We start from the raw sequence: 18,469 nt of genomic DNA, 5'->3' as shown, positions 1-18,469 counted from the left end.
ACATTATATTTCCATAACGTATTCTATCAATTATATTTCTTAAATACAATAGAATTCACTATAGTAGATATTAATATTCTGTGACTAAATCATTTTCATTAAAAATTATTACACATATTAATAAATATGTAATCGAATTATAGTTCAAAATATATAATAAATATTGGTAATAATACATTAAGATTTTAATTAATCTATGTTACTAACATTAACAACTTTAGATCTCCTCTCTTATATTTAGAATATAACTTTTTATTATATTTCTGCATAAATTAAGAGGTATGGATTATTCCCTACCTCCTTTGATAAACTATTCCTATTCAACTATCAAATCCTTCGGACTTACATTTTTTATTTTAACACTTATAATATAAGAAGCCATGATGGTAAAAAGTGAAAGAGTTATTACAGGAACTGATACATTAAATAATGAATACTCAGTTATAAAACTACTCATTCCAACATTAGTAAATATTAATCTCATTAGCATATCATTAAAAACAAAATTTAATACTATTCCAATTATTCCTCCTACTAAAGAAACTATTAAAAATCTTAAAGCAAATCCAAATCTTAAAAACTTAGATGTAAATCCCTGTGACTTTAATATTCCTAAATCTATTCTTTCCTTAAGGAATGTTTGGCTACAAACTAAAATAGTAATTAATATTACAGTTACAATTGATATAACAGTTACTATAGTAATGCTTAAATTTATTGTACTATATATATCTTCCATCTCTTTCTTTTCCTCAGTATACCTATCTACTATATTAATTCTGTCATTATATTTTGCATACTTTTCTTTTAATGTTCTAACAATCTCAGGGGTATTTTCTCTATTTTTAATTTGTAAGTCTATTGCAGGAACCTTATAATCTTCAAGCTCTCTTATACCTTCTAGAGAAATAACTACGTTCTTCCCCATATCACTCATGGAATCATGTATTCCAGTAACAATATACTCCTTCTTAGCTCCAGTTTCATTCTCTATAATTATTTTGTCTCCAATACCCTTATTAAGGATTTCACAAACCTTCTTATTAAGCATAACTTCATTTTTATAATTAGGTAGTCTTCCCTCTACAGGCTTTGACAGTACCTCTTCTGAATTATCAACAACCATAACATACATACTCATATTATCTACAGCTTTGTATGTTCCTCTTATAAAAAATCTTTTAGTTACAGTAGTCATATCTTTAACATCCTTAATTATATCTTCAGCGACTTCTTTATCCTCGTCCCTTTCAAAATATACTGTTATATCACTTCTTACAAGATTAAAAACTCCTGAAATATTCTCCTCATTTAATAAATCTCCAATAGAGAAAATAGACATTATAAAAAATGTGAGAGATGAAATTACTAAAGTTAATACTATATATTGCTTTATATTTGTAACAATCTGTTTTATTGGAAGCTTAATACTTAAAGGTAAAGCTGTTACCCTATCTAAATAGAAATTAATTCTCCCTTTAAAGTAAACAGGTGATCTTCCTAGTGAAATAGCCTCTACTGCTGATATCTTAGTAACATTTCTTGTAACAATAAATGTTACAAAAATTATAACTATCATAATTACTAAAAAAAGCCCTAAACATGGTAAAAGTCTAATTCCTCCCTTATAAAGTAATCCAGTATTAGAAAGAAGGATTTTACCAATGGTATCAACACCTAAAACTCCTCCAATTAAGCCTGCTACAGTCCCAACTAATCCTATGATTAAATATTGTAATATGAATATCCATATTAGTTTTATATTTGTAAAGCCTAAGGACTTATATACTCCTAAATAGGTATAATCCATTTCAATTTGTGTCTTTATAGATTGAGCTATAACTAAAATTACTATTACAAATAATAAGCCTATAAACCCCATAAATATAGCACTTATCATATCTGTCATGGTAAAAGTATATTCCCGTAAACTTTCTTGTCTAAAGTAATTTCCATACTTTTCAATAGAGGTTTCCTCATTTAACTTTAATAAATTCTCATTAAAGTTTTCCCACTTAAATTCATCTTTAATAAAAGTATTTACCATCAATTTCATGGCATCATTAATATTTATTTCATTCTTTATTCTATTAAAATCATCTAAATTAACAAGAAAATACTTTACTCCTATGCTATTACTTCCACATAAGGGCTCCTCATAAAAACCACCTATTTTAAAGGTATATTCCTTACCATCAACCTTAAAGATAATATCATCATTAACCTTTGCCTTAAAATCTTTCTTTAAAACATAGGGTAAATATACTTCCCCACTTTTAGGAGCATCTATTACTGTACCATCCTCCATTTTATATTGGTGTTTCTTGTTATCATTAACATATATATGACCAGAAATATTACCATCTTCTTCATTATGGATAACAGTCTTGGATAAAATAAAATCAATAGTTTCTACTTCTTTTACTATTTTATTAAGCCTCAGATTTTCTATAAGTTCCTCATTTCCTTGCCCTTTATCAAGATAATTAACTATATCTGGTAAAGCAGCATTTTTTAATGCCTCATCATAACTTTTATGTCCATTAATAACAGAGCTTAAGAAAACAGAAACGGATATTGAAATAATAAAAAATAATAGGAATAGGCTTATAACATTAAGCTTTTTCTTCTTTAGATTTGATTTAATTATTGTCCAAAGAGCCATACTACCACCCCTTACTAGATAACCATGAGAAAATTTGAGTCTCCCTTGATTTTCTAGCTTCGTCTTTATAGGCTTCTAAGTTTAGTTCCCCTTCGATTCTTCCATCTTCAATATAAATAATTCTATTTCCCCTTAAAGCAGCCTTTATATCATGAGTTACCATTAAGATGCTTTGTCCACCTCTATTAATTTCAGTTAAAACATCTAAAACCTCTTTCCCTGCTTTTGAATTTAATGCTCCTGTTGGCTCATCTGCAAATATAAGCTCTGGATTATTGATAAGTGCCCTTGCAACTGAAGCTCTTTGCTGTTGTCCACCTGAAACTTGTGAAGGCAATCTTTTATATAGATCCTTAAGTCCAAACTTATCTAAAAGCTCCTTTGCTCTATTATTTACTTCCTTTGTCTTTGAAACTAAATAGCCTGGTACTGCAACATTTTCAAATATACTTAAATTTGATACAAGGTGCATCTGTTGAAAAACAAAGCCTATTCTTTCTCTTCTAAATTTGGCTAAAGCATCTGTTTTCATAGTATAAATACTTTTATCCCCTAAAATTACTTCCCCATTGTTTATACTATCCATACCACTTAAACTATATAAAAGTGTTGATTTACCTGAGCCTGAGCTTCCCATGATTATTGTAAAATCACCTTCATAAATATCTAAATCCACATGATTTAACACATGATTTTGTAACCCATCATTAGCATAGCTTTTGCATATATTTCTTGCCTTTAACAATTCCTTTTTCATATTATCTCTCCTCTCTATAATAATCCTATCATTTAAGTTATTAAGAAATCTTTAAGAGATTTTTATCTTAAGAATCAGGGTTACCCCATCACATCTATTTTTTATGGCTACCTCACCTTTCATATTATCCATAATATACTTAACAATATATAAGCCTAAACCGCTACCTTCTTTCCCTTTAACATTTTCTCCTCTATAGAACTTATTAAAAATAAAAGGCATGTCCTTATCACTTATTCCATCTCCATAATCCTTAATGTAAGAGCATAAATATCCATCCTCTATTGAATGATAGAGATCTATTTTTTCACCATTACCGTACTTTAAGCTATTATTAATAATATTTTGAAAGACTTCATTAAGTCGTTTTTCATCAACTAGAATATTAAGACTAGGGATTTCTCCTACTATATTAATTATTGAGGAATCAAATTTAATACTCTCTAAAATTCTTTCTATAAGATTCTTACTATTATGATTTTCTAAATTTATTTCTAGCTTTTCTAAATCAGTAAGAGCATGAAGAAATAAATCATTAGTAAGGCGGGTAACTTCATCACATTTTTTCATAATTACAGAAAGATACCTTTCCCTTCTTTCATAGGTACTGTCCATATTTGATTTAAGACCTTCACAATATGCTCGTATGGAGGCTACTGGAGTTTTAATATCATGAGAAATTGTTGAAATAACTGTCTTATTATTTTCTATAATGCCCCTTTCTCTTTCCTTTGAATATTTAATTTCTTCCCGCATTCTATCAAAGGAATAGGAAAAGTCTCCAAATATATTTTTTCTTTCTATATATAAGGGTACTTCTAAATTTCCTTTAGATACCTCCTCTGCAAAGCCTTCTAAAGAGTTAAATGGTTTAATTATTCTAATATAAATATAGTAAAAGATTATTAATATAAAAGCTATAACTGAAAGATATACTATTTTCATCTTATTTTTTAAAGCATGAACATTACTTATACTATCTCCCTTTATTTCATTTTGTAACTCACTTATTTTTATCTCTAGCTCCCCTGTATAACTTTTATCATCTATAGCTTTTTTTGTTAACTCTTGAATTTCATTTAATGCAACAATCTGCAATCTTTCCTTATTTTCCATTTCTTTTACATCCATTGATTTAAAGACCATGAAAAATACCCCAGTAATAACTAAGGTAAATACTAGGGTTATTAATACTATTCTTTTTCTCATTGTGGCACCTCAAATGTATATCCAATACCCCAAACTGTTTTTAATATTTTAGGATTTGAAGAATCCTCCTCTAGCTTTTCTCTAAGCCATCTTACATGAACAGCTAAGGTGGATATTTCAATTTCACTAAAGATACCCCAAACCTCATTAAATATAGTTGCCTTCTTTAGGATTTTGTTTCTATTTTGTATAAAGTATTTAAGTAAATCAAACTCCTTTAATGATAAGCTTAAAACTTGTCCATCTTTTTTTACTATTCTATTGTCTAAATCAATCTCTATATTATAAAATCTGAATTTTTCTTCCTTTTTAAAGCCATATGCCCTTCTAATATTTGCATTAACTCTAGATAGTAATTCTGAAAGGGAAAAGGGCTTTGGAATGAAGTCATCTCCACCAATATCTAGTCCTGTTATTTTATCTGTATCACTTGTTCTTGCACTTATGAATATTATAGGAATATTACTTTCTTCCCTGATTCTTTTGCAAAAGTCGAAACCTGTTTCATCTGGTAGATTTACATCTAATATGATTAATTTATATTTATCCTTTTCTAATGCTTCATATCCATTGTTTACTGAATTAGCTATTTCTCCTTTATATCCATGATCCTCTAAGGCATCTTTTATTATCATGGCTAAATCATTATCATCATCTATAATAAGAATATCTTTTTCTTTCATAATTCCCCCTTACCTATGGATAATCGTATAATCCTGTATCAATTGCTTTCTCAAAACTTTCAGGAGCAAATTTATAAACTAAGTCATTACCTTTAGCATCTAACTCTACCTCACCTGATGCGTCATCGCCAATTAATCTCACATAGTAATTACCATCCTCTGTAATAGGAACATCAATAGCCCCTTCTCCATTTAAATCAATTGATGATACTATCTCTAAAGAAGGTGATATTATAATCGCTTTACATCTTCCCTTTTTTAATGCACCTTTATATCTAAAGGTAATATTATCAGTAGTCTGCCTGTATCTATAAAAATACGCCATGGTCTTGTATCCTCTAAAATACTTAAAACTCATTCCAAAACTACTTCTAAATGGAGAGTATTCCTTCACAGTAAAAAGATAATCATCATCTTTAGATAGAAGCATCTCTTCATTGTCGTATAAATCTTTAGTTAAATTTCTATACCTTCTACTATTTACTTTCTTTAAATCTTCAACAGTTCCTACCTTACCTGTTTCCACAATTTCTTCAACATCATAATCTGATTTTGAAAAATCCAACTTAAACTTAAAACCACAACCAACCAATGATAATGATGTAAGAATAACTATTAATATAATACTTACTATTTTTCTCATCTTTTCCTCCATATACTTCTCATTTTATTTATCCCATCGCTACCAATTTTTTTAATTTTTAATCTTAAAAATAACACTAGTCCCACTATCTTTATTACTAATCATCTCTATGCTACCATTGTGCATTTCCACAATATATTTAGCTATAGATAATCCTAGTCCAGATCCTTGTATATTCTGATTTCTATGCTTTTCGCTTCTATAAAATTTATTAAAGACAAAAGGAATTTCCTCAGCTGCTATACCTACACCGTTATCTTTTATATGTATTTCTAATCCGTCATCAATCTTTTTAAAGGCAATACTTATAACTCCATTTTCATAAGTATACTTAATTGAATTAGAAATAATATTATTTATAACTTGTGTGATTTTATCCTTATCTAAATTAATTAATAAATTAGGTATTTCAACCTCTTTCACAAGCTTTCTTCCACTAGAAGCTACATCCATTGATACTTCATCTAACAAGTCAGTAAAAAACTCCTTTGAATAGATCTCTTCTTTTTTTATTGTCATCTGATTTATCTCTGCTTTTGAAAGTTCCAGTATATCATCTATAAGCTTTGTTAAATCTCTTGCTTTTTTATGTATTATTCCCGTATATCTCTTTACATCTTTTTCTTCATAAACTACACCATCTATTATCCCTTCACAATATCCTAAGATATTTGCTATAGGTGTTTTTAAATCATGTGAAATACATGCCAATAGTTCTTTTTCTGCTATCTTTAATTCTTCTTCTCTTTCCCCGGATACCCTTAAGCTATCTCTCATATTTTCAAAATCATGAGAAAATTTACCTATCTCACTATTATAATCATAGCTTACCTTTTCTAGATAATTTCCTTTTAATATTTCTGTAGCTGATTTATGCATTTCACTAATTGGTAATAAAACATCTTTATTCCAAAGCCTATAAATTCTATAAACAACTAATAAAATACTCAAAAAAATCAATATGGCAGCTATCTTGTACATCTCTCTATGGCCTTTATCATTTCTCAAGGTTATTACATCATCCTTTGGAATTGTAAAAATAACTATATTTTCAATTTTTCCATCTATAACTAATGGTGCTGAATACCTAACTAATCCTTCATTATTTTCCTCATACCAATTATCAAAGGAAATATTCTTTAGTGAAATCTCATCATATCCATTCTTTTCTGTTGATTTTATAACCTTTCCGTCCAAAGCAATAATCCTATATGTATATTTTCCTTCTGCATTTTCTTCACCTAATGTTATGTTATAAAGTTGTTCTGAAACTAATATTCTACAGCTGTTTGTAATATCTTTAAAATAGTCATCTTTAACTAAAAGAACTAAGGATATCCCAAAGAAAATTACTAAAGCTATAAGTATTATTAAAAGCCTGGATAATGCAGCTTTTATATATTTATTCATCACAGTACTCCCACTTATAGCCTACTCCCCATACAGTTTTAATAGAATTTTTCCCTATATCTCCAAGCTTACTACGTAATCTTTTTACATATACAGCTATTGTGTTTTCATCCATAAACTCACTACATCCCCATACTCCATCATAAAGCTGTTCTTTACTAAATACTTGTCCAGAATGCTTAGTTAGAAAATCTAATAATTTAAATTCCTTAGTAGTTAGGACCACTTCCTCCCCTTTAATGATTACCTTATAGCTCTTAGAATAAATCTTTAAATCACCATACTCCTTTACTCCTTCTTCTAAGGGTTTAGACACAATAAAGTTTGCACGTCTCAGTTGTGATTTTACTCTTGCAAGTAGCTCCATTGGCGAAAAAGGTTTTGTCATATAATCATCTGCCCCAACTCCAAGGGATAATATCTTGTCCATTTCTCCATTTTTAGCAGATAGCATAATGATTGGAATATTAGATACCTCCCTAATTTTTCTACATACTGTTATTCCATCAACTTCTGGTAGCATTATATCTAATATTATTAAAGAAAATTCTTCTTTCCTCCCAAGTTCTATGCCCTCTTGTCCATCTATAGCTATAACGCCAACATACCCTTCTATTCTTAAATAATCCTTCACTAAATTAGCTAAATCATTATCATCCTCAACTATAAGAACCTTTTCTGTATCCATAGTTTGCCCCCTAAAATTTTAGCCCAGCAAAATAATATTTTACTGAGCTTATCTTAGTTATAATTTTAACATTTTATTAATTTTCTTACAAGTTCTACCAAGATTTTTCTTCTAAAAATCTTTGCAACTTGTTTTTTCTTTCTTTATAATTACCTGCGTTATATTTACCTAGATTAACCTCTCCATCAATTCTTCCATCATTAATATAAAGTATTCTATTTCCTCTCAAAGCTGACTTTATATCATGAGTAACCATAACTATTGATTGTCCCTTATCATTTATATAACTTAATATATCTAAGACAGTAGCTCCCATTGACGAATTTAATGCTCCTGTTGGTTCATCACCAAATATTATTTCTGGTTCATTTATTATAGCTCTTGCAATTGCTACCCTTTGCTGCATTCCTCCAGAGATTTCTGATGGATACTTATCTTTATGCTCATATAAATCTAATTCTTTTAATAATTTATCAGCTTTATCTTGAATATCTTTTTTATTCTTTTTATCATACATAGCTGCATAAGTTATATTTTCATAAATAGTTAAGTCCGGTAATAAATTTATCCCTTGGAATATAAAACTTATGTCTTTATTTCTAATTTTACTTGCTTCTGTTTCATTTATTTCTGATACATCCTTTCCAAGTAAGTTTATCTTTCCTGAAGTAGGATTGTCCATTGTACTTAATGAATATAACAAAGTTGATTTACCTGAACCTGAACTTCCCATAATTACTGTAAAATCACCTTTATATATTTCTAGATTAAGATTTTTTAATACATTAATTCCTGTTTTTCCTATAATAAATGATTTACATAAATCCTCTGTTTTTATTAATATTTCTTTCATTTTAATTACCCCTCTACTCTTTTATTAATTCTACTGTTGATATTTTCTTTATTGATCTATTACAAATATGCATTGTTACAATTATCAAACCAAAGCTTATGGCTACAAGTATTGTAGTCATACTATAATTAATTGTTAGTATGTCATAGCCTAATGCTGCTTTCATTAATTTATCTGATGATAGAACATTAACCCCAACTCCAATTACTGCCCCGATTATTGCTAAGGTCATTATTCTAAAGTTACTTCTTCTTCTAATATATTTTGAATCAAAGCCTAAACTTTTCATTATTCCATAGTTCTTTCTATTATCTAGATTACTTGTTATTAAGGTATCTATGATATTAAAAATCCCAAATATTAATACTCCAACCAATAGTATTAATGAAATTGGCACAACAGAATCTACAACTTGTGATGCAGTATTCTTTAATGGAGCATAAATATTATCTACTGAAATGCCTTCGAATTTACTATCTAAATCCTTCTTTAATCCTTCATAATCTTCTACATTTTTTAATTTTACAAAAGCAATATTTCCATTTGATCCACTAGATAATACATCATTAGTTAATCTTATACTTGACCCACCTGCCATCATAGAAAAGTAACTTCCTACAATTAAAAATTCTCTATTTTCCCCTTCTATATCTATTGTTATATAGTCACCAATTTTAAAATTGTTGTTCTTTAGTATAGATCCATCTAGTGATACTTCATTTTTATTTCTTGGATTTACACCTTCTGTTATAGAGAAATCTTCATTGTTATATTTATCATAAGTCATTGCCATAAGTGTTCCACTGTCTATATTGTATTTTGAACCATCAATTGCAACCTTACTTTGTCCTATAACATCCCAAAGGTAGTAATTATCCACCCTATCATCATTATCTAAATAATCTTTAACATCCTTTATAGAATCCTCTATATCACTAGGTGCTGCTATAACTAAATCTGAATTTGCAGTACCAAATACTTTATATAAACTACTATCTAATGTCATCATTGTATTTGCTACATTAAGGAACAATACTGAAATATAGAAGACCAAGGTAAATATCATTAAGATTAATATACTTTTCTTTTTATATTTGAACATATCATTAATTGCCATAGCAAAACTTGAGCTACTATTACTAATTAAAGATTTTTTCATCTTTTTCTGTGATGATGTTAATCCAATATTTATTGCATCTACTGGTTTAATCTTATCAACTACCTTAAGTACTCTATAAAGATTAATATAAACTAAGCTGTTAAATAGTATAAATGCCACTATAACTATTGCTAATGAAGTCACATCAAATTTGTATTCTCCAAAATATTTAAAAATAATATTGCATATATAAGACACCATTGGAATGCTTATTAATATTCCAAGTAAAGATGATACTATTGACACAAGTCCATATCCGTATAAATAAACTCTTCTTATTTTCTTTGAGGAATATCCCATTGCTTTATATATACCTATTGATTTATATTCCTTTAAAATGTTATTTTTTATATTTGATCTTAATATTAAGATTAAAACTACTATTAATATTATTGAAGCTATTATCCCAAAGCCTCCAGCCAAACTAGCTGACATTACTGAGGTAACCACATAAAGATTTTTATCAACTATTGCTCCTCCAAGAGGCTCGTTAATATACTCAGATAATTCCACATTCTTTTTTGATGGATCTCCATCGCAATTCATAGTTATCAAATTTCCTTTTGGTAGTTCTTTTAAACTTTCCCTTTTAGCTTCATTTACATAAAGATAAAGAATTCCAACTCCAGTTGTTGCTTGATTTGAGTCATTTACTATTGCTGATATTTTATATCCTGAGGTCTTTCCATTACTATCTATTATTTTCGCGGTGTCTGAAACCTCAATACCCTTAATATCTGCAATTGTGGAAGGTATCCACATCTCGCCTTCTTTTGGTGCCATCTGTTCCTTATTACCTTCAACAATATTCATTTTGTTACTTAAATTTTCCACATTATCAATTGGAATAACATAACTCATAAGATTATCATTTATCTCATCATTAAAACTTAAATTTGTTGAAACTGAAAATAAATCATATTTTTTATAATTTCTAGTTTCATTTCCCTGAGACTCATACCAACTAGCAGTTTTCTCTATTACTGATTCCTTTGTTGTAATAACTGTAATATCAGGTGTGCTATCCCCCTCATAATACTTTTGCACAAAGCTTTCAGATACTGCTGTAACTATTGTGCTTACTGATATAAGTGCAATTGCTATAGTAAATATAATCCCCAGTAAAAAATACTGACCCTTCCTTTTTTTCATTTTAGATAACCACATATTATTTGCCCCTTTATTCATTATTTTTTCTTTATTTAAATTCCTAATTTTTCTTTGCTACACTTTTAATTATAGGAGATAAATATATAATCCTCGTATTCTAATTCTTAATGAATTCTTACATCTTTCTATTTTTTTATATATAAAAAAGAGATAGGCTTTAATCAGCCTATCTACTAATTTATTAAATTATGGAATAAGTCTCTTTCTGTCTCTAGTAATCAAAGTTGCTTCTCTTACATTTTCCAGACCTAAAATTTTTGCTGTAATTCTTTCTAATCCAATAGCTAATCCTCCATGCTTAGGCATGCCATACTTAAATAATTCTAAATAACTTTTATAGTTATTAGAATCAAGTCCCTTATACCTCATATTTTCCACTAACATTTTATAGTCATGTATTCTTTGCCCACCTGTTGTAATCTCTATTCCTTTAAATAATAAATCAAAGCTATGTGTACCTTCTTTACCATGTGGCATTGTATACATTGGTCTCTTCTTCCTTGGATAATGAGTTAAGAATAGAAAATCACTGCCTAACTTTTCTTTTGCATATTTGCATATAAGCTTCTCAGCCTCAGGATCTAAATCTCCCTCTAATAATTCTTTATTATAATTCTCTTTTAATATACTAATTGCTTCATTAAATCTGATCCTAGGTATCTCTTCATTTATTACTGGCAACTCCACTTCTAAGAGCTCTAAATATTTTCCACCCTTATCTTCTAAGGCTCTTAGTATAAATTTCAATAAATTTTCTTCTAATTCTATAATATCAAATTCATTTTCAATGAATCCCATTTCTAAATCCATACTTATATACTCATTAAGATGTCTATTTGTATTATGCTCTTCTGCCCTATAAGCATGACCTATTTCAAATACCCTTTCAAATCCAGAACCAACCATCATTTGTTTATAAAATTGAGGACTTTGAGCAAGGTAAGCTTTATATTCAAAGTATTTCACTTCGAAAACCTCTGTGCCACCTTCTGCACCTTCCTTAACAATTTTAGGTGTATGAATTTCTGTAAATCCCTCATTGTTTAAAAAATCTCTAAATGCATTTACTATAATATTTTGTATTTTAAAAATTCCGTTTATTTTTTGGTGTCTTAAACTTAATACTCTATTATTAAGCATTGTGTCCAAATTAACTTCTAAATTTCCCTTATTTATTTCTATTGGAAGCTCACTATCCGCTTTACTTATAATCTCTATACTCTCTACTTCTACTTCAAATGGATTTAATTTATTATTGCTTTCTTTCACCTTTCCAATAATAGATACTACTGACTCAATACTTATTTCAGATAAATCAAAGTCATTATTATTTACAATACATTGAACTAACCCTGATCTATCTCTAATAATTATAAAAGTGATATTTTTTAATCTCCTAATTTTATAAATCCATCCCTTAATACATACTTTTTCATCTATAAATTCTTTTAATTCATTTACTAATTTTCTTTTCATATTATTACCTCCAAAAAAACAATCCCCTTGAGTAAAAACTCAAGGGGCAAAATATTTCGCGGTACCACCCTTTTTAATAATGTTTAATTGAACTAAAATGAGTACCATATATAGAATGCGCTCTTCCTATATATAAAAAAAAGCACCCACTCCTAATAGGAGTGAATGCATATTCACGGTACCATCCTAATTCAATAATGTATTAATACATTATCATCTTAAGCCCCTATAACGGAGGAAACCCGTCTTATCTTACTATAGTTCAGATAAGCTTCTCCAGAATGTCTTTCAATACTACCTTTCTCATAGGCTCTCACCAACCCTACTCGCTTTGGATACTAAGTATATATTTACTCTTTCCTTCAAAGAATTTACTTTACTATATTCTATTTAAAAATATTATTATTGTCAACATCTTATTTAGTGTTATTATATAAGCTCATTTACCTATATCTAATCTCATTTCAATCAATTAATAAAAGCGCTACTCAATACTATATTAACTCTTTAACTTCAATAAATGGATTTCTATATCTATCTTTCTTTAAAGTTCTATTGCCAATATTAATAGCTTTCTTAGGGCATATATTTATACAACCCATACAATCAGTACATTTTCCTAACCAGACTGGTTTATTATCAACCATTTCTATATCCTGTACCGGACAAATAGCTTTGCACATTTCACAACCTATACAATCATCATTTACATTAAAGGCTTTGTCCTTATTCTTAAACCACTTTTTCCAAGAGTTGTAGTATAATTTCCCCCCTCTTCTATAATCAACTTTCTTTATTTCTCTTTGAGTAATACTTTCAATAAAGGTATCTATTTCAGGATCATATAACTTTATTGCCTTAAGAGCTCTTTCCTTAGTTGGATTTTTACCTGCTCTTGTATAGTTTGAAATGTATTTAACCGTTGTATAATTACTTAATTCACCTTTTGAGCCTAGAAGTTCATTAATATGAGGGAAACTATCTTTAGCTCCTCCCCCTCCAGTAACTCCTATTGCAAAGATATATGTATTATTATTTACATTTAATTTTGATATAAACTCTTCTACAACAATAGGTAGTGAGCCACAATGAATAGGATATATTAAACCTATAACATCATCATCTATATTAAAATCAGACTTCTCTAAAGCAGTTGGTATAGATATTAACTCACAGTCACCTACTGCATCTTTTATTTTCTTAGCTACATATAATGAATTTCCTGTAGCTGTGAAGTAATAAATCTTCATATTTTCTCCCCCCCTTAGATTTTATATTTAATCTAACAAATACAAGTTTTCCTATTAATAATAATACATTTTCTTAATTCTTTCAAAGAGTGGGGCCTAATGACTATAAAACTAAAAGACTCCAGTATATTATACTGGAGTCTTTTAGTTTCATCTATGTAATTTCTTATATCTTTTATATCAATCTCAGAAAAGGTTTACTCCTATGCTACAACGCCATTCTTCTTTAACTTACGACATTTCTTCTTGCATATGACATAAGCACCATCTTTACTATTTTTAATATCTATAATTAATTTTGTCATAACTTTTACCAATTCTTCTGTTTCATCTTTTGTTTGACGGAATTCTACCCCATAGAAATAATTATTACTATCATTGTCTCTTTTCCAAGCTAACATAGATTCTATATCATAATTAATTCCATATAAGCTAAAGGAGACTTTATAAATAACATTTTCTAATGGAAAATTTAAATTTGATTTAAATTTTATTCCTGTTGCACTTATATCCATTATGCATATATAAGACCTACCACTGTCAATTTTCTTTCCATTAACCCTGCTAATAGTTATTTCCCCACACAAATTTAGTGGTAAAATAACTCTAAACATATTTCTCTTATTTACGTATTCTTCCATATTACTACTCTCTTTCTCATAAACTTTAAACTTATAGCTATTTTAATAATTACTTATCTACCCATTAAGTAATTCACTATAAGTTACTCCCTTTTTCTTTTTCACATAAATCCCACTATTAATTATATATGGAAATATTTGATTAAGCAATAATCATTCCCAGTCAAAACATTTCTAACGTATATTTTCAAATATACCAAATACATTTAAAATTCCAAATCCCCACTCTGGATTTGGATATATATCTCCCTCTCTTTTTACTGTTCCACGTATAAGGTATGATCTTAGAGTTTCACTAAACATATATGGATTATATCCATTTACTATTCCCCATTCAAGGACTAAAGTAGAAACTCCTGCTAATACTGCTGCTGATACTGATGTTCCACTAATAACAGAAACTTTGTTATTTGGTGATATAGTCTTCATTTTCTCACCACCTGCTGCAACATCAATTTGAGTTAATGATATATTTCTTAGTGAAACCCCTGAATAATCTACTATATTATTATTATTTTGATTATATGATGCAGCAGTTATTACATCACTAGAATCTCCTGGTATAGTTAGTGTACCACATGGATCATATGGTATAAGTTTTGTATCACCAACAGTAATACCCTTTTGAGGTATCCATGCATTATATAAGCCTTTATTATACTTATTTGATGTTAACCTTATTTTCCATCTTCCAGGCCTTAGTGTAAAGAAATACACTAATATTAGTTCATCTCCACTTATTTGTTCTGGTATAAAATAATTAACTACAATTTTTGTTTTCTCAAATATAAAAGTATACTCTTCTGTTGAATTAATAATTAATGGCACTATACCTGTATTCTCTCCAGAAGGTGATATAATTTCAATTGACATAATATCAGGTCTATCAATCCAGACTTCCAATGTAATAAACTTTTGTTCCTCTCCAACGTCTATATCAAAAGTGTCTATTCCTCCAATATTTGATATACTTCCAGCTGTATGCCCTTGTTCTGCGCCTTCATTTCCAGCTCCACTAACAACAACCACTCCCCTATGTCCTACTACTGATTCAATATATTGCTGTAAAATACCATCACCCTTATGATTTCCTGAACTAGTTCCTAATGGCAAGAAAATAACTATTGGCTTATTATTATCAATGCTATATTCTAAAAGGTATTCTATTGCCATAAATATTGAAGTAATGTTATATATGGGAACCTTTATGCCATAATCTAATTTAAAACGTGCATCCTCATTAAGCTTTACTACTGCAAATTCACACTCTGGGGCAACGCCTTTAAGCTCTGGATTTTTCCCAATAGCTCCAATTATTCCTGCCATATTTGTACCATGGCCTATTTCATCTTTACTTGGAACAATGCTATATGCATCACCCCCACTTTTATTTATCTCTATAGCATGATCTATTTCATTTCTACTAAAAATAGAACCATATGGAACCTCTCTATTAATATTAGTGTCATTGGAATTTATAGTCTGATCCCAAATTGTAGTAACTCTTGTTTTCCCATTGTAATCACTCAATTCTTCATTTAAATAATCTATCCCTGTATCAATTATTCCAACTAATGTGCCTTTCCCTTTTAAATCTAAAGAGTCTTTATGTTGTACAAACTCAACACCTGAAGCATCTATAGGACTAAGCTCTTGAAGTGTATAAAATTGTGGTGTTTTTACATAAATTATAGGCGGTATTAAATTCTCCTTACTATCTAATTGAAAGTTTCTAATATAAGAAAGGGTTTCCGCATTACCTTTAAAATCTTTTCTAACAGTTAATATTGCATATTTATCATTTACTGGTGTTAAATATACATTCTTATCCTTCACTTTTTCCCCTTGAATTTTACCATTATATTTGACAATGAAATTAATAAAATTACTGTCATTAAAGACATATCCCGGTGTAGTGTATAGAATGTTATTCACTAAATTCTCTCCTCCCTTATATATTTTAAATTTTCCGGAATCCTAATAAATAAATTATTAATATAGTATTCATAATAATTATCTTCTTTTACTACTCTATAATTTCCTATAACTATATTTAAACTATTAAATAAATTTAAAATACCATATCCTATGTTCCTGTTAGGATATATCTGAATATCTTCTCTTTTCCTATCAGCCCCATAAACTAAATAGCTTTCTACTTTTTTAGAGGTCATACTTCTATCATTGCCTTTAATTATTCCCCATTGTAGTACTATAGCACAAGCTCCTGCTACTATTGCTGTTGCAGCTGAACTCCCAGATAAAGTACTTCTACTTCCTGATATATCTGTAGTTAGAATATTAATTCCTGCTGCTGCAATTCCAGGTTTAGTTACCTCATCTGAGGTAAACCCCTTTCCTGATGCAGGTAATATAGAATTATTTTCTTGATTATAATGTGCAACAGAAATAACATTCTTCCCCATTGAAGGTATTACTAATGTAGTGTAAGGATCTGGTTCTAAGAATTTTGTCCCATCTGGTATTGTTATCCCTGGAGGAAGCCATATATCATATCTTCCTACTGTTATATATTCTCCCTTTAATTGAAAATTCCATATTCCATCTTTTATATTATTAAATGATACTTCTATCATTTGCTTACCAGTAAAATTATCTGGCACAAAATATCTAACATACACTGAGGTATCCATCAGCGCAAACTTAAAACTAGTAACCCTATCTACTTTTGCTGCAATAAATGAAGATTCTGTACCATTTGGTGATATTATATTTAATGTCACTCTATCAGGCTCCCCTACCCATATATAAAAATAAAAACTTTTCATAGGTTTTGAAATTTTCAATTCTATATTTTCTATTGAACCTACTCCATTTAGTTTTCCTAATTTATGTCCTTCTAAATTCCCCTCATTTCCTGTACCTGCTACTACAACTATACCTTCTATTTCAGCAACTAATGATAAGTACTTTGACATCAAACTCTTACCATCGTGACTTCCTTCTGTAGTTCCAAGACCTATGTAGATTACCATTGGCTTACTTAAATTCACAGCATAGTTCTTTAAATACTCTACTCCAGATAGTATCTCAGAGGCATTATATACTGGTACAGGTTTTATACCATTTTCATTAAGTAACTTATTATAATATCTAGATTCTTGTAACTTTACTATTACAAATTCACAGTTAGGAGCAATCCCTTTTACTGAATCATCGTAGCCTCTAGCTCCAATAATACTTGCTACTTTTGTTCCATGCCCTATTTCATCTTTACTAGGAACTATTCCATATGGATCCTCATTATTTCTATTAGCTATTATTGCTTTATTAATCTCTTCATTAGAGAATACTTGTCCTATATATTGCTCTCCTTTTTCTTTTAATATAACTGTTTGATCCCAAATACTCAAAATTCTTGAAGTATCATCTTCTCTAATAAACTCTTTATTTAAATAATCTATGCCAGTATCAACAATACCTACTAAAACATTACTCCCATCTAATCCTAGATATTGATTTTCTTGAATTCTATCTATATTACTAACATTAGTAGGTGCTGTGTTCTGTAATATAAATATACTTTTATGTTGAATTACCAATATAGAAGGAATATCAATTTTTAATCTACCTATATCACTTTCTTCTATAGAAATAACTGCAAGTTTATCATTGATAGTTGCTCCACAAGCATAATCTACCTTATCTATTTCTTCTTTAAAGTTTCCTCTATATCCTACTACTAAATTAATATAATCTTCATTATAATAACAATTACCTAAGCTTCTACTCATACTAACTCCAAAAAATAACTTAATATATTAAATACTATTAATACATTACAAATAATATCTCTAATATATATATAATTATTACTAAATGATTGATAAAGAAAGAGGCAGGG

At 28.8% G+C, this 18,469-nt stretch carries 14 protein-coding genes and 1 other annotated feature; all 14 genes read right to left on the bottom strand.

Annotated features, from left to right (window positions below):
- Positions 1-316 precede the first annotated feature (316 nt).
- Positions 317-2,665, bottom strand: coding sequence for an ABC transporter permease (locus ACSYT2_RS05815; RefSeq protein WP_438384074.1), 2,349 nt, complete (start codon positions 2,663-2,665; stop codon positions 317-319).
- Between the two features lies 1 nt (position 2,666).
- Entirely contained in the window at positions 2,667-3,422 is a 756-nt protein-coding gene (locus ACSYT2_RS05810) for an ABC transporter ATP-binding protein (RefSeq protein ID WP_430856241.1), read from the bottom strand.
- 51 nt (positions 3,423-3,473) lie between these two features.
- The gene (locus ACSYT2_RS05805) at positions 3,474-4,631 is read right to left on the bottom strand and encodes a HAMP domain-containing sensor histidine kinase (protein WP_438384072.1); all 1,158 of its coding nucleotides are present in this window, start codon (positions 4,629-4,631) and stop codon (positions 3,474-3,476) included.
- Entirely contained in the window at positions 4,628-5,314 is a 687-nt protein-coding gene (locus ACSYT2_RS05800; protein ID WP_438384070.1) for a response regulator transcription factor, read from the bottom strand. The genes ACSYT2_RS05805 and ACSYT2_RS05800 overlap by 4 nt, the downstream gene beginning before the upstream one ends.
- Before the next feature lie 13 nt (positions 5,315-5,327).
- Complete coding sequence (locus tag ACSYT2_RS05795; RefSeq protein ID WP_438384069.1) at positions 5,328-5,957, bottom strand: hypothetical protein; 630 nt, start codon at positions 5,955-5,957, stop codon at positions 5,328-5,330.
- Positions 5,958-6,008: 51 nt separating this feature from the next.
- The gene (locus ACSYT2_RS05790) at positions 6,009-7,367 is read right to left on the bottom strand and encodes a sensor histidine kinase (RefSeq protein ID WP_438384066.1); all 1,359 of its coding nucleotides are present in this window, start codon (positions 7,365-7,367) and stop codon (positions 6,009-6,011) included.
- Positions 7,360-8,055 carry a response regulator transcription factor gene (locus ACSYT2_RS05785; protein WP_438384064.1) on the bottom strand — a complete coding sequence of 232 codons (696 nt, stop codon included), beginning with the start codon at positions 8,053-8,055 and terminating at the stop codon, positions 7,360-7,362. The genes ACSYT2_RS05790 and ACSYT2_RS05785 overlap by 8 nt, the downstream gene beginning before the upstream one ends.
- A gap of 94 nt (positions 8,056-8,149) precedes the next feature.
- Positions 8,150-8,908, bottom strand: a complete 759-nt coding sequence (locus tag ACSYT2_RS05780; protein ID WP_438384062.1) for an ABC transporter ATP-binding protein — start codon at positions 8,906-8,908, stop codon at positions 8,150-8,152.
- Positions 8,909-8,921: 13 nt separating this feature from the next.
- Positions 8,922-11,219, bottom strand: coding sequence for an ABC transporter permease (locus ACSYT2_RS05775; RefSeq protein ID WP_438384060.1), 2,298 nt, complete (start codon positions 11,217-11,219; stop codon positions 8,922-8,924).
- Between the two features lie 204 nt (positions 11,220-11,423).
- The gene (gene aspS, locus ACSYT2_RS05770; protein ID WP_438384059.1) at positions 11,424-12,713 is read right to left on the bottom strand and encodes an aspartate--tRNA(Asn) ligase; all 1,290 of its coding nucleotides are present in this window, start codon (positions 12,711-12,713) and stop codon (positions 11,424-11,426) included.
- 154 nt (positions 12,714-12,867) lie between these two features.
- Positions 12,868-13,088 (bottom strand) — a binding site (T-box leader).
- Between the two features lie 119 nt (positions 13,089-13,207).
- Positions 13,208-13,963 (bottom strand): EFR1 family ferrodoxin, encoded by a 756-nt coding sequence (locus tag ACSYT2_RS05765; RefSeq protein WP_438384056.1) that lies wholly within the window; start codon positions 13,961-13,963, stop codon positions 13,208-13,210.
- A gap of 203 nt (positions 13,964-14,166) precedes the next feature.
- Positions 14,167-14,604 carry a PilZ domain-containing protein gene (locus tag ACSYT2_RS05760; protein WP_438384054.1) on the bottom strand — a complete coding sequence of 146 codons (438 nt, stop codon included), beginning with the start codon at positions 14,602-14,604 and terminating at the stop codon, positions 14,167-14,169.
- 174 nt (positions 14,605-14,778) lie between these two features.
- Entirely contained in the window at positions 14,779-16,539 is a 1,761-nt protein-coding gene (locus tag ACSYT2_RS05755) for a S8 family peptidase (RefSeq protein WP_438384052.1), read from the bottom strand.
- Positions 16,539-18,359 (bottom strand): S8 family peptidase, encoded by a 1,821-nt coding sequence (locus tag ACSYT2_RS05750; protein ID WP_438384050.1) that lies wholly within the window; start codon positions 18,357-18,359, stop codon positions 16,539-16,541. Before ACSYT2_RS05750 ends, ACSYT2_RS05755 begins: the two co-directional genes overlap by 1 nt.
- Positions 18,360-18,469: the final 110 nt, after the last annotated feature.

Source organism: Clostridium zhoujianii, from assembly GCF_051590805.1.
Lineage (GTDB): Bacteria > Bacillota > Clostridia > Clostridiales > Clostridiaceae > Clostridium.
Note: the sequence above shows the minus strand (reverse complement) of the source record. Positions and strands in the feature narration are given on the sequence as shown.